Raw genomic sequence first — 13,703 nt, forward strand, 5'->3', positions numbered from 1 at the left:
ATTTCTCCTTATCGGTTAATCACCGGACTCGACGTCCACGTATACCATCACCATATTTCCAGACCGCAACCCCGAGCACTGCGTGATGTTACCGGTGGCAGGGTCACGTTCGGTGGTGCTGTAACTGTAATTATCATCAGGCACTTCATTGGTTACTGCCACAATCGTGACCGGCGCTTCAACAATTGGTTCGATGGCAGGTTGGGGCTGCTTTGGTTCGTCCTTATCCACACTTGCTTGAAGCTTACTTGACGAAGGCTTACGGTCAATAATCGGCAGCCTTTTCTTCGGGATGCTGTATTTTTTCCTGGGCTCGACTCTATGTGGAACACCAGGAGATTTGTAATGAACACCGGGTTCTTTTGGCTGTTCCTGCTTTACAGTCTCCACGTCGACTTTAGGACGCGGAGCAACAATCGAGTTGGCAGGCTCGGCTGCTTTTGGCAGCCTGGGAGCCATGGCAATCTCGCTTTCTGGCGGCACCGGCTTGTTCATAATAAACAAAACGAGGACCAGCGCAGCAACAGGAATCAACCCGAATGCATAAAACCACACAGATCTGCTCTTGGACGGTCGGCGCACGATTTTTGCCATTACAGCCTGCCTGCAGTCAGGCGCCGGAGGAACATAGTCCGTGCTTTTCAAAAGCTCATGCACCTCAGCGTCATCATCAATGTTGAAATGTCCACACTTCATTGGTCTTCCTCCTTCAGACAGGCTTCCAGCTTGTCTCGAAGCAGTTTTCTTGCTTTGCAACAGCGCACTCTCGCGCTTCCAACTGAGCAGCCGAGTATCCTTGCAATCTCTTCAAAAGGTCTCTCTTCAATCTCCCGCAGCACAATAACTGCCATGTAATTTGCCGGTAACTGCGCCATGGCATTCCTTACCACCATAGCGGTCGCCACTCGGTCCGCACATGTGTACGTCCGAATGTCGACAGAACACTCGATCAAGTCATCATCAAACGACACAAGGTCCGGCTTGATGCGTCTCTTTTTCGATAGACACAAATTTACTGTGATCCTGTGCAGCCAGGTTGAAAACCCGGCCTCGCCGCGAAATTTATGCAAAAACCTCCATGCCCTGACAAATGTCTCCTGCTGAACATCCGCGGCATCTTCCATATTACACAAAATCCTGTATGCCAGGGCAAACACCCTATCCTGATGAAGAGACATCAGGCGGTCGAATGCCCCGACATCGCCTGCCCGCGCCTGCTCAACCAAGTCTGTTTCCGACATAGACAATAAGAATACCCTCGGCTTCTCTTCTATTTCCTTAGACATCTGCCACGCGGAAAATGTTAACATACACGATTTGTCTTTCACGTTTAATAAGGGCGTTCCTTCGTTTTAGCGCAATAAATGGAACATAGCTGAGCAGAATAAGCGTCTCATATAAACATAGGAAATGTGATGGTGGTTTTGTCCGAAAGGAGTATGTTATGAAAACAAAAAATGGACTAACTATGCTTGTAATGGCTGCAACACTGATAACAGCAGCCGCAAGTCCTGCTATTACGGCTACGCTTGGGACAAAAGTTATCAAAGGTGCCGCAATTGGTTTTGCCGTCACCAAAGCAGCAGGGCCGCTCGATAAATTCATAAATACCGTGACGTTCCGCCACGGAATGAAAAGTAAGCTCGCCACAAAAGTGGTGCCGATTCTCAGCGTTGGTGAAAAGGGCTATATCGGGGGAGCGCAAGTAAGCGGCCCTAAGGCCAAGGTGGACAGCGTAAAAGCAGTATTTCAGTATGAGAAAAATTTGAGCAACAATAACTATCGTGCAAAAGTGCTGCTGCCAAGCGCCAGTCTGAACCCGGTTAAACTTAACCGCGTTGCCGGTGTGGGTGTCACGGCAATAATAGATGTTGCTCTTGATGGACGGCTGAAATATAACACTGTCGGCACCGGCATCCAGGCTGGTGATGTAATCAGGGGAGCCGCTGTGCTGGTGGCCGTAAAAAATGCGGGGTCGACCATCAATAAGGCACTCAATACAATTACGTTCAATAAAGGTTCTGTGACAAAGGTTGTCCCGATGGGCAGCGTCGGTGAAAAGGCGTATTTGGGGGCGGCGCAAATCTCGGCATCGAGCAAAGTCATCGGTTCGGTAAATGCGCTCTGGCAATATGAAGACCTTTTCAGCGGCGGCAAATTCAGGGTTAAGATACTTGTCCCGACAACCTCTTCAAACCCATTGAAAATGAAGCGAGTTGACGGAGCAGGTGTTACGGCTGTTGTCGACATGGCACTCTCAGAACAAAAAGATGTCACATCAAAAAATAACTCACGTCCGACCGTAAAAGAGATATTGAAATCACGTGTCACCAACAGTGAAAAAACCAACAATGACAATGGCAAGCACAAGGGCTGGTATAAAGGCGAGCCGAACGGTCCCAAGCCTTTTGTCGACGGCGACAAAAATAAATAGCAGCAAAATGAGGAACGGCGGGCAGGCATGCGCGTCAAATACTGAAGATGGCCATCCAAATCATATGGAGGATGCAATATGAAAAAAGTATTTGTTTGTATTTGTGCGCTAGCTCTGCTTAGTGTGTCACTGTTACCAACACTTGCAGCCACAAAAAAACCTGCGCCAAAGAAGGCAGTGCCGGCTAAAACAGCCGTAGCCGCAAAATGCGTAAAGCCTGCGGCACCAGCCAGAGTTGCAAAACCGGTATGTAAGATGATAAAAGTAAAGAAAGCTCCGGTAAAGGCACTCAAGCCTGCGAAACCTGCAAAGAAGGTCATGAAGTCTGCTGCCAAGCCTATCAAGCGGACACCAAAAGCTATAAAGCCGGTAGCCAAGCCTGCAAAAAAAGCAGTTAAGGCGTCAAAAACAAAGTAGTCGTATCACGTCGCTAGACAGGCAAATTGGCTATTAGCGTTACAAGATTTGCCTGTCTATTTTGTATATTTGCCCACGCAATTCCCTCATTTTGCCCGTCGCCCGCAATGATTCTTCAAGGTTGCACTCAGGCTTGCTCGTTGACAGCCGCCCGGCTTCGTCATATAATGCCGCTGTCAGAGAGGAAACACCAGATGCAGATCCGATTTTTGGGACATTCGTCATTTCTGATAACGACAGACTCTGGAACGAGGATTCTTACGGATCCATATGATCCCAGCGCATATCCTGGGACTCTGGCTTATGATGTCTTCAGCGAGCCTGTGGATATAGTCACAATAAGCCATGAGCACAAAGATCACAACGGCATGCATTTAGTGAAGGGCAGCCCTGTTATTATTCGCGGCAGTGGCAAGTTTGGCGCCGATGATGTGGATTTCCTGGGAGTCGAGACATATCATGATAATGAAAAAGGCGCCAGACGGGGAAAAAATACGGTCTTTGTCATGAGCGCCGAGGGACTGCGCATTGCACATATGGGCGATCTGGGTCATATATTGACCGCGGATCAAGCTGCTGAGATCGGGACTGTGGATGTAGCGCTGGTCCCGGTTGGAGGGTTCTTTACAATAGATGCTGTGCAAGCAGCAAAGGTCGCATCTCAGGTCGAGGCGAAAATTGCGATCCCTATGCATTATCGCACGGCAAAATGTTCGTTCAACATTACTGGTGTAGATGAGTTTATTGAAAATAAGCCGAACGTAATTATGCCTGCCGGCTCAATTTTTGAAGTGACGAAAAAAAGCCTGCCGGGCGAACAACAGATAGTGGTGCTTGAGCCGGAATTATAGATCAGTTACCAGTCTTTATCCCGGTCGCAGTGATACTGGCTTGTTCTTTCATCTTGCCGACACATCCGGCAAGCACATCGATCATCGTTCGGCGGATGGCGTCAGCCAAGTTAGGTACATCGGCCAGCCCTTTTTCTTTGTTTACAATATCGACAGAGGCCAAGTATGTGCCGATAAGTTCATGAGAAGGGATACTCATCTCACAGATTTTGGAGCAGAATATATTGAATGCTGCATCATAATAGCCCTTGGTGTTGCCCATATTGCCTACACTGAGCCTGATGTAATCGGCTATAAGCTCGGCTCTATAAAATTGCCGTTCTGAAGCCGTAAGCATCTCGAATCGACCTCGTGTAGAATTTACACCGCGCTCAAGGGCTGCGGCTTCGTATTCCATCATCTTGTTGATGAGATCACGAGCTTCAGCAGCGCTCGGTTTGCGTAGTGTCGGACCGGATACTGCACTTGAAGTGGTCGGAGCTTTTGTTTTTAATTGTGGCACTTTACTACACCACCCTTATAAGGATTTGGGCAAGCAGCCCTATGAAGTATATCGGCGTAATTGAACTAGGACTTGAGAGCTTAGGAGAATCGAATTGAGAAGCGACCTTTCACATAGCCTGCGTATTGCTCTAGCACAGCTGAATCAGACTGTCGGTGACATCGAAGGCAACACACGTAAAATAATAGATAACATCGCACAGGCAAGACAGTGCGGCGCCGACCTGGTCGTGTTTCCGGAACTGGCCGTGACCGGGTATCCACCGGAAGACTTGCTCTTGAAGCAGGGTTTTGTGGAAGGCAATGTGGCTGCCATGGCAGACATCGCAAAAGCAACGGAGGGAATAACTGCGATTGTGGGGTTTGTGGATGTGGCAAAAGATATCTACAATGCGGCCGCGATCATACATAACGGCGAAATTGTGGGGGTTCAGCACAAATTTTTCTTGCCCAACTACGGTGTGTTTGACGAAGACCGCTATTTTCAGTCCGGTACAAAAGCGCAGGTATATACCCTAAATCAGGTGACTTTCGGCGTGGAGATATGCGAAGACGCATGGTACGCGGGCGGACCGCATACGGTTGAGTCTCTGGTGGGCGGTGCGCAGCTTATAGTCGATATCAACTCATCACCTTTTCACCACAGTAAATGGCGATCCCGCGAAAGGATGCTGTGCACGCGCGCCAGCGACAACACTTGTGCTTTCATATACTTAAATGCAGTCGGCGGACAGGATGAACTGGTCTTTGACGGCCACTCGCTGGTTGTTGGGCCGACGGGCGATGTAGTGTTCCGATGCAAGGCTTTCGAGGAGCAGCTCGCGATAGTCGATCTGGATTTGTCTCTGGTGGAGCATCAAAGGCTTGTGGACCCGCGCAGGCGCAAAGCAAAGCTCAAAGGCTCATCAGAAGTATGTGTTCCGGAAGTTATGCTGGAAAGTGCTAGAAAGATTGAGCACAACGGCAAGCTGTCCGAATCGGCCTGCCCTCCTGGCAAAGTAGAAGAAGTCTACAAAGCCCTGGTGTTGGGCACTCGTGACTATGTGAACAAGAACGGCTTCAAAGAGGTTGTGCTGGGTATGAGCGGCGGTATCGATTCGGCTCTGACAGCCTGCATTGCCGTGGATGCGCTCGGTAAGGACCGAGTAAGAACGCTGATAATGCCCTCAGTCTATTCGTCAAGCGAGACACAGTCAGACGCCGAGACCATCTCAAAAAACCTTGCTATCAGGTATGACTGGATCGCCATCTCCGACATTATGGACTCGTACAACAGGTCGCTGTCGGATGTCTTTGAGGGCACGGAAACGGGGACTGCCGAAGAGAACTTGCAGGCAAGGATCCGCGGAAACCTGCTGATGGCTCTCTCAAACAAATTTGGCCTGCTGGTGCTCACTACCGGCAACAAAAGCGAGATGGCGTGCGGCTACTCCACGCTGTATGGAGATATGGCTGGCGGATTTGCGGTCATCAAGGATGTGCCCAAGACCCTTGTCTATAAACTGGCCGCATATCGCAATTCGATATCACCCGTGATCCCTGAGACGATCATAACACGTCCGCCGTCAGCTGAACTTAAACCCGATCAGAAGGATCAGGACACACTGCCTCCATATGAAATTCTCGATCCTATAATTGATGCTTATGTGCAGGAAGACCGCAGCATAAAAGAAATAGTCGCTCTCGGATTCGACGAGGAGACAGTGCGGCGCGTAGTGAAGATGATTGACCGAAATGAATATAAACGTCGTCAGGCCGCCCCTGGGGTCAAGATTACACCCAAGGCGTTCGGACGGGACAGAAGGCTGCCTATTACCAACAGGTATAGGGAGTAGCCTCCACCCAGCCGCATGTATTGCTCAGCGGAGGCTGAGTTTCGCTGGTTTATCCATTGAGACTACTGGCTTTTGTTCTTTTTCTTCTTTATAGGCTGAGGAGAACCCAGCTCTTCAAACGAACCGCCCTTTTGTCCCGAAATTTTGTTTTGTTTGGGTTTCTTCTGCTTGGCTTTCTTATTTGCCATGGCCATGCGCTCCTTAAAGTATCTTAATCCGGGTCTCCGAGAGCATTATTCACGTTTCTCGTGAATAATGCGGGTTAATGCGCTTCTACCCTCCATGCGAAAACACAAAACAACGCTCTAATTTCTGCATTCATGCGGATAAATGAGGCTCGGCGGGAGCCTCGCCCTCCCACTCTGTTGATGTGATATGCGATCAGACGACAAACGTTACACGATCAGACGAAAACCATCTTCGGGTAATAAGCTGTTCCCAGAAACTGAGCTTGTAAGTGTTGACATTGATATCAGGTTGAGATATACTGCGCACAGTGCGCCACTGTGCAATATCAGCAAAAGGTGATAAAAGTGTCCAAGAGCAGAGTCGATCAACAAGCTATCGCAGACAGGCTCGGCATCTCGCGAAGCACAGTCACGCGCGTGCTCGGCCATGACCCGCTCCACCGCATATCGCCGGATACCAGAAAGCTGATCCTCAAGACCGCCCGCGAGATGGGATATAACCCCAGAAGACGGCGCACCGGCAATATCGCGTTTGTCGTGTGTGGAGAGATGGCTCCTGCGCAACATGAACTGCACCTCGCGATCTGCAGTGAAGCGTTTCACAACAGCTACCGCATTTTTCTTGTGGGCATGCCCGAGTTTGCGTCATACAACCAGATTAAAGTGTACGTCAACCCTCTTGCGGCGGACGGTGTTATCCTGACAGGAAAGTTCAGCATGGAATTGGCTCGCAGCTTGGCAGACGTGATGCCGACAGTGCTGCTTGATGATAGGTCCCAAACACTCGATATGGATATGGACAGAGTTCGGGTTGATTATGTAGATCTGGGATATGAACTGACACGGATGATGATAGATGTGGGACACAAACGCATTGCAGCCATTGTTCAGTTTCCCGATGACGTGGCATGGTCCGGTCCTATGGAGGGGTTTCGCAAGGCTTATGAGGAGGCCGGCCTTGTCGCGGACATATCGCAGGTGCGGCACAAGTCCCGCGTTGTCTACACCAAGCTGCTGAGTGACTTGCTGGCCACAAAGCCGACGGCCATATTTGCCTGGACAACATCCGACCACGCAATAATTCTAAGCACTCTGAGCGCTATGGGCTGCCGGGTTCCACAGGATATAAGCTATGTCGGGTGGGCACAGTCGTATTCGGCTGCGCTGCTGCCTTTTCCCGCAATCACATGTCTCGACGACATCTATCCGGCTATGGCCAGGACAGCAGTCCACAGGCTCTTTGACAGAATGGAAGACCCGCTGATGCCGCCGGAGAGTATGACAGTGCCTGTGGGTATTAGAAGAGGCGAAACGCTAAGTAAATTACGCCCATAAACTTGTATCAGAGATTGCACTTTAACACATACGGATTCTATGCTGAGAAGTGCAATTTACTTAGCGTAAATTGTTTAGCTCAAAGAAAGGACCAGTATCTCGTGGATATTAAGCAACACCTGGCATCGCAAAAGGAAAGCGCTGCAAAGCTCTTGCAGGAGCTGATTTCAATTAAAAGCACGGCGTGCTGCGAGCATGAAGTGCAGAAATTCTTATTCGATTATCTGAGCAAGCAGGGCTTTGCACCGCAGTTTGAGGACATTGACGAAAAAATAGTCGATGACCCGGATTATACGGTTGTGCCGGGACTTAAAGACTATCATGGCCGTCCCAACATACTCGTGAACCTGCCCGGCTCAGGGGGCGGCAGGAGCGCGATTATCAATTCTCACAGCGATGTCGTGCCCGCAACCGACGAAATGTTCGTGCCGAGGTATGAAGACAGCATTGTATACGGCAGAGGAGCCTGCGACGCAAAGGGGCAGGTGCTCACTGTCATTCTTGCGCTCGAAACATTGAAAGTGCTCGGGCTGAAGCTGAAAGGTGATCTGCAGGCGCAGTTGGTGATCGAGGAAGAAGCTGGTGGAAACGGCTCGCTCTCAGTGATAAAGCAGGGTCACAAAGCGGATGTTGCAGTAGTGCTGGAGCCGACGAGCCTCAAGGTGCATCCTGCCAATAGAGGAGCTGTGTGGTATAAGCTGGCGGTTGACGGCAAATCGGCGCATATGGGCAAGTATTGGGACGGCATCAGCGCGATTGACGAGATGGTAGGTCTCATCAAAATACTCAGAGAATATGAGCAGGCACTGCGTGAAGAGTCGAAGGGCAGCCCTTTGTTTCCATTCGAGCCAAGCCCGGTGAATGTGAATATCGGCCAGATAAACGGCGGCGACTGGCCTGCTACAGTGCCCGCAAACTGCTGGATCGAGGGTGGAATAGCGTTTTTACCCAACAGGCGGATTGCACAAATATATGATGAAGTGCATGGCCTCATCGACGCAAAGGCGAGTGAGTGGGCAAAGCAGCATTACACATTCGAGTTCTCGCGGCTGCATAACGAGGCATTTGAGACGGATGTGAATCATCCGGCAGTGAAATCGTTCTGTGAAATCGCCGGGTCTGTGCTTGGACCGGAACCGCTGCTGGGCTGGATTGCATCATGCGACGGCAGGCTTTTCTATCACACCGGTCAGATGCCTACGATAGTCTTTGGCGCGGGAGACCTGGGTTACGCGCATTCTCTCAACGAGCAGGTCAAGATGGACGATATACTGCGCGCAGCGGAGGTTTTGACACTCTTCTTGATCGACTGGTGCGGTGCTTAATAGCGGAAACACTGAAGAATATTTATCGCTAAGAATGCGAATACATTCTCTGTTCGGGCTGGATATCCGATCCAGCCCGGAAAAGAACTCCGCGATTTCAAATCGCGAAATTTCCTTGCGGTCGCAATCAGATATTGCGCCCGAACAAAGGAGTATAAATCACACCCGCATTCCTAATATATATGGTTTCAGATTTACTCATAGCAGGAGGACTTAATTAGATGTCAATAAAAGTGGCAGTGGTGGGCGCAGGTAAGTTCGGTCAGATGCATCTGGACGCATTCACTCAGCTCGGGTATACGAATGTTGCCGAACTCGCCGCCATTGCAGAAGCAAACCCAAAACGCGCGGATCAGCTGCGCAAAGAATACAATTGCCCGATATACACGGACTATAACGAGATGCTCGCAAAGGCGGATATCGATGCAGTGAGCATAGCCACCCCCGATCATCTGCACAAAGACATTGCAGTGGCTGCAGCCAGGGCAGGCAAGCATGTGCTGGTCGAAAAGCCGCTGGATATCACTGTGAAAGGATGCGATGAAATCATTCAGGCGGCCAAAGATTCGGGCGTGCTGCTCCAGGTGGACTTTCACAAGCGATATGACCCGGACCATCAGGCTGTCGAGCGCAGAGTGCAGGCGGGCGAGCTTGGTGATATACTCTATGGCAGCGTATATATGGAGGACCGCATAGAGGTGCCGAGCAAATGGTTCCCGCACTGGGCGCCGAACTCGTCTCCGGCATGGTTTCTTGGTGTTCACTTCTATGATCTCATTCGATGGATTGTAAAGAGCGAGGTGAAGAGCGTATATGCGACCGGCACCAAAAACACGCTCCTCAAGGACTACGGCGTGGACACATATGACTGCATCAATGCAAAGATGACATTTGAAAACGGATCTGCATTTACGTTCGATACATCATGGATCATGCCGCTGGGCTTTGAGGCGATTGTTAACCAGGCACTGCGCGTTGTCGGCACAAAAGGGGTCTTTGAGTGCGACAGTCAGGACAGGGGAACCCGATCCTGCATCACCGACGAGGGCATGGCGACATATAACAACAACTTCACACGCAAACTCGAAGACAAATACGGACGCAAGATTCTGCGCGGTTATGGCATCGAAAGCATCGAAGACTTCGCATACAATGTCTCTTTCCTCAAAGGTGGCGGCTCGATAGACAAGATAAAAGGCTGCTGGGCATCCGGTGAGGACGGAAGAGAAGTTACACGCATTGCTGTCGCCGTCCATGAAAGCATCAAGACTGGCGAAGTGATTAAATTGAGATAACAGGGGAATAAAATGGCTGTGTATGATCTTACACCTGTGGATGTGCCGCAGGTCAATACAAAATACAGGACTATAAAGACAAAGATTCCGGTGCCGGAGTCGCTGCCTATACTCGAAAAACTGAGACAGTGCGAGCCGCAGAGTATGTCCGGCCAGCCGCCTGTGATCTGGCACAAGGCAGACAATTTTATCATTGAAGACCGCTGGGGAAACTGCTGGATAGACTGGTCGAGCTGTGTGCTGGTCGCCAATGCCGGTCATGGCCGAAAAGAAATTCGTGATGCCTTGAAAAAAGTTATAGACCAGGGTCTGCTGGCAAGCTATGTGTTTGTGCACGAGCAGCGCGCTGAGCTTTGCGGAATTCTCCAATCGCTTGCTCCTGAGCCTGAAAAGTATCGTGTGTTTCTCCTCTCGACCGGCAGCGAGGCCACAGAGAACTGTATCAAGCTCTCAAAGACATATGCTCTGAAAAAGCATGGGCCTCACAAAAAATATTTCGTCTCATTTAAGAATGCATTCCATGGCAGAACCATGGGCGCGCAGCTTGCAGGCGGGATGGACAGACAGAAGGAATGGATGGTCGACAGAAATCAGACATTTGTCCAGGTACCATTCCCGGACGGCTATAAAACTGTAGACCGATCATTCGATCTATTCCTTAGCACTCTTAAGGAGAAAGGAATCAAGCCTGAAGACATAGCCGGAGTTATGACTGAGAGCTATCAGGGCGTGGGACCGGATTTCCTGACTGTGGAGTATGCTCAAAAGCTGCAGGAGTTCTGCCGCAAATACGATATCGTGATGACATTTGATGAAGTGCAATCGGGTTTCGGGCGCACCGGCAAGTTGTTCTGCTTCGAGCATTATGGAGTCAAGCCAGACCTGATCTCATGCGGCAAAGGGATATCGTCATCGCTGCCGATATCGGCTGTGATCGGGCGTGAAGACATTATGGGTCTATATCCGCCAGGGTCGATGACATCCACTCACTCAGCTTCGCCTCTGCCTGTGGCTGCCGCTGTTGCCAACCTCAAGCTGATATTGGACGAAAAGCTCACCGAAAGGGCTGCACAACTCGGAAAGATTATGAACCCCGAACTTGAGCGCATCCAGAAAAAATACCCGGATAGACTGGGATGCTTCCATGGCCTCGGGCTGGTTGCTGGTATTCAAGTGGTAAAACCGGGAACAAAGGAACCAGACCCTGTTACTGCTACAGCCATAAATCTCAAATGCATTCATAAGGGTCTGTTGATGTTTGCGCCTGTAGGTATCGGTGGGGAATGCCTTAAAATTGCGCCTCCACTTACGATTGCCGAAGATGCGCTGCACGAGTCTATCGATGTGTTTGAAGAAGCGGTTAATGAAATTCTTGGATAAACGCTGAATGCAAAGAAGCAATGGATCATCAAAGGAGATGATGAAATGAGCGTTGTGGATTTTGATCTTGTTTCACGGTATATCGACATCAGCCCGGAAGCGGTGCAGCTTCTGAGCAAGAGCGAGATGGAACTGTATTCTAACCTAAGCCTGAAGTGGGACGGACACATTATTCAGGCGGATTCGTTTATTGTGCAGCACAGCAGTGTGAGGGGGCCGGCAAAGGGCGGCATCAGAATGTGGAATGATGTCAGCATCGAGGAAACTCGTCGGCTTGCTGAACTGATGACCTATAAGTGCGCACTTGCCAAAATTCCCTTCGGCGGCGGCAAGTCGGGTATCAGGATAGACGGAAACTGCCTGAGCCCGGAGGCAAGGCGCGCGCTTCTTTCTGAATATGTGCATGTATTCGGACCGTATCTTCATTCCGGCGCATACGTCCCTGCGCCGGACATGGGGACTGGACCAGCGGATATGGCTACTATCTATGGCTGCACACACATCCTCGAATCGGTTACAGGCAAACCGCCGCGGATAGGAGGTCTGCCGGGCAGGGCAGAGGCGACTGGTTACGGCGTGGCAACCACGGTAAAGCTCGCTGCAGCCGACATTCTCGGTAAAGAAATAAAAGACCTCACCGTAGCAGTCCAGGGCTTCGGCAATGTTGGCAGATGGACCGCAATATTCCTGCATGAATGGGGCGCGCGAGTTGTCGCTGTTTCGGATGTGTCAAAAGCTATATACTGCGAGCATGGAGTGCCGATTGACAAGATAAAAACAGTCCGCGACCTCGAAGAGCTGGATTTGCCTGCAATCCCAAGGGATGATCTGCTATATCTGCCTGTGGATGTGCTCGTTCCGGCTGCAGCAGGTGGGGTTATCACTGACAAAGTCGCAAGTAAAGTCCGGGCAAAACTGATAGTAGAGGCAGCCAACGATCCTACAATGTCCACTGCCGACACGGTGCTTAATGACAGAAAAATAATGGCGGTGCCTGATATTCTTGCAAACTCAGGTGGCGTAATCGCATCTTACATAGAGTGGCGCCAAGCGAAATCGGGGAGTCTGACAGATAAGCGTGAGACCTATGAAGTCATAGAAAGACAGATATCACGCTCATATGCCGAGGTCTCGGAGTTTGCCGTGAGCAAAAAAGCATCCTACAGGCATGCGGCATGGGCACTGGCTGTGGATGAGGTCGTGCAATCGATGCGTGATCGGGGATGGGTGTAATTCAAAACAGTGCAATCTTCTCGGCCAGATAGTCGTCAATAATGGCATTGAAAAGATCATGTCTTGTGTGGAAGTAGAAGCGGTCTGTACCTTCGATTATTTCGAGGCTTGCATTCGGTATGCTCTCTTCCAATACCTGTGAGCCTGCCAGGATATACGCCGCATCATCTGTGGAAGCTGTCACAAGCGTGGGGACTTCAATCTCACTGACTAAGGATGTCAAGTCTGTATTTCTCAAAATATTCATGCGCTTAGCCAGTGTAACATGATCTATTTTAGACAGGCATTCGGTGAGAATAGCGTTTGGTTCGGCTGCGCAGGGACCAGCTTTGCGTCCGAACCACCGTTTCCACCATCTGACAATGGCGCTCTCTAGTTTGACTTCTCCTGGAAGCATGTGCGAGATAAACTCGTCGTCTGACAAGCGGGGAAATGATGGCGAGGTGGAGCACAAAATCAGTGCAGGACAGCATTCGGGATGCATTGCGGCAAACTGCATAGCTATCAATCCACCCAGACCATGACCGACGACCACTGCGGCATATATTCTCAGTCTATCAAGCAGACGGATCAGATCATCAGTCAGAATATCGTGAGTATAGGCGGTTTGATTTCGAGACCGACGCATGTCGTAGCTGATTATGCGATAATGGTCAGCCAGCCCCAAAGCCTGATAATAGAACCAGTCCTTCGCTCCGGCAAGCCCAGGGACAAACACTATCGGCATACCGCTACCGGTGTCGTTGTAGTTGACCCGCAGGCCATCCACGTTAATTGCCGGCACTTGTTGCCACCCCATCAAGAGCATTTACACAGCAATATAATACTCAGGCAGACCAATACGTGTCAATAAAAAGGCTACTGACTGCCTTGGGGACGCGATGTAGTATGGCGTGGTGTAGATAAAGT

General features: G+C 50.3%; 13 protein-coding genes. 9 read left to right on the forward strand and 4 right to left on the reverse strand.

The window, feature by feature from the left end:
- Positions 1-15 precede the first annotated feature (15 nt).
- Both LLG46_06545 and LLG46_06550 read right to left on the reverse strand, forming a co-directional pair.
- A complete protein-coding gene (locus tag LLG46_06545) occupies positions 16-696 on the reverse strand; it encodes a hypothetical protein (protein MCE5322957.1) in 681 nt (226 codons plus the stop codon).
- Positions 693-1,286, reverse strand: coding sequence for a sigma-70 family RNA polymerase sigma factor (locus LLG46_06550; GenBank protein MCE5322958.1), 594 nt, complete (start codon positions 1,284-1,286; stop codon positions 693-695). The genes LLG46_06545 and LLG46_06550 overlap by 4 nt, the downstream gene beginning before the upstream one ends.
- Positions 1,287-1,444: 158 nt before the next feature.
- Here LLG46_06550 and LLG46_06555 point away from each other — a divergent pair, with 158 nt between their 5' ends.
- The 3 genes from LLG46_06555 (at position 1,445) to LLG46_06565 (ending at position 3,702) form a co-directional block, all read left to right on the forward strand.
- A complete protein-coding gene (locus tag LLG46_06555; protein MCE5322959.1) occupies positions 1,445-2,434 on the forward strand; it encodes a hypothetical protein in 990 nt (329 codons plus the stop codon).
- Positions 2,435-2,512: 78 nt separating this feature from the next.
- On the forward strand, positions 2,513-2,851 hold the full coding sequence (locus LLG46_06560; protein MCE5322960.1) for a hypothetical protein: 339 nt from the start codon (positions 2,513-2,515) through the stop codon (positions 2,849-2,851).
- A gap of 194 nt (positions 2,852-3,045) precedes the next feature.
- A complete protein-coding gene (locus LLG46_06565; protein MCE5322961.1) occupies positions 3,046-3,702 on the forward strand; it encodes an MBL fold metallo-hydrolase in 657 nt (218 codons plus the stop codon).
- A gap of 1 nt (position 3,703) precedes the next feature.
- Here LLG46_06565 and LLG46_06570 read toward each other — a convergent pair whose 3' ends face one another.
- Positions 3,704-4,204: a hypothetical protein gene (locus LLG46_06570; protein ID MCE5322962.1), complete on the reverse strand. Its 501-nt coding sequence runs from the start codon at positions 4,202-4,204 to the stop codon at positions 3,704-3,706.
- A 94-nt stretch (positions 4,205-4,298) separates the two neighbouring features.
- On the opposite strand from LLG46_06570, the gene LLG46_06575 reads away from it, so the two are divergent.
- The 6 genes from LLG46_06575 to LLG46_06600 all read left to right on the forward strand — a co-directional run bounded on the left by LLG46_06575 (position 4,299) and on the right by LLG46_06600 (position 12,794).
- On the forward strand, positions 4,299-6,038 hold the full coding sequence (locus LLG46_06575; GenBank protein MCE5322963.1) for an NAD+ synthase: 1,740 nt from the start codon (positions 4,299-4,301) through the stop codon (positions 6,036-6,038).
- 533 nt (positions 6,039-6,571) lie between these two features.
- Complete coding sequence (locus tag LLG46_06580; protein MCE5322964.1) at positions 6,572-7,561, forward strand: LacI family transcriptional regulator; 990 nt, start codon at positions 6,572-6,574, stop codon at positions 7,559-7,561.
- Positions 7,562-7,662: 101 nt separating this feature from the next.
- Positions 7,663-8,886, forward strand: a complete 1,224-nt coding sequence (locus LLG46_06585) for an ArgE/DapE family deacylase (GenBank protein ID MCE5322965.1) — start codon at positions 7,663-7,665, stop codon at positions 8,884-8,886.
- A gap of 221 nt (positions 8,887-9,107) precedes the next feature.
- Positions 9,108-10,181 carry a Gfo/Idh/MocA family oxidoreductase gene (locus LLG46_06590; protein MCE5322966.1) on the forward strand — a complete coding sequence of 358 codons (1,074 nt, stop codon included), beginning with the start codon at positions 9,108-9,110 and terminating at the stop codon, positions 10,179-10,181.
- Between the two features lie 12 nt (positions 10,182-10,193).
- The gene (locus tag LLG46_06595) at positions 10,194-11,561 is read left to right on the forward strand and encodes an aspartate aminotransferase family protein (GenBank protein MCE5322967.1); all 1,368 of its coding nucleotides are present in this window, start codon (positions 10,194-10,196) and stop codon (positions 11,559-11,561) included.
- Positions 11,562-11,606: 45 nt separating this feature from the next.
- Positions 11,607-12,794: a Glu/Leu/Phe/Val dehydrogenase gene (locus LLG46_06600; GenBank protein MCE5322968.1), complete on the forward strand. Its 1,188-nt coding sequence runs from the start codon at positions 11,607-11,609 to the stop codon at positions 12,792-12,794.
- Between the two features lies 1 nt (position 12,795).
- Here the strand turns inward: LLG46_06600 and LLG46_06605 are convergent, their stop codons facing one another.
- Positions 12,796-13,578 carry an alpha/beta hydrolase gene (locus LLG46_06605; protein ID MCE5322969.1) on the reverse strand — a complete coding sequence of 261 codons (783 nt, stop codon included), beginning with the start codon at positions 13,576-13,578 and terminating at the stop codon, positions 12,796-12,798.
- Between the last annotated feature and the right edge of the window lie 125 nt (positions 13,579-13,703).

It is taken from the genome of bacterium (genome assembly GCA_021371935.1).
GTDB lineage: Bacteria > Armatimonadota > UBA5829 > UBA5829 > UBA5829 > UBA5829.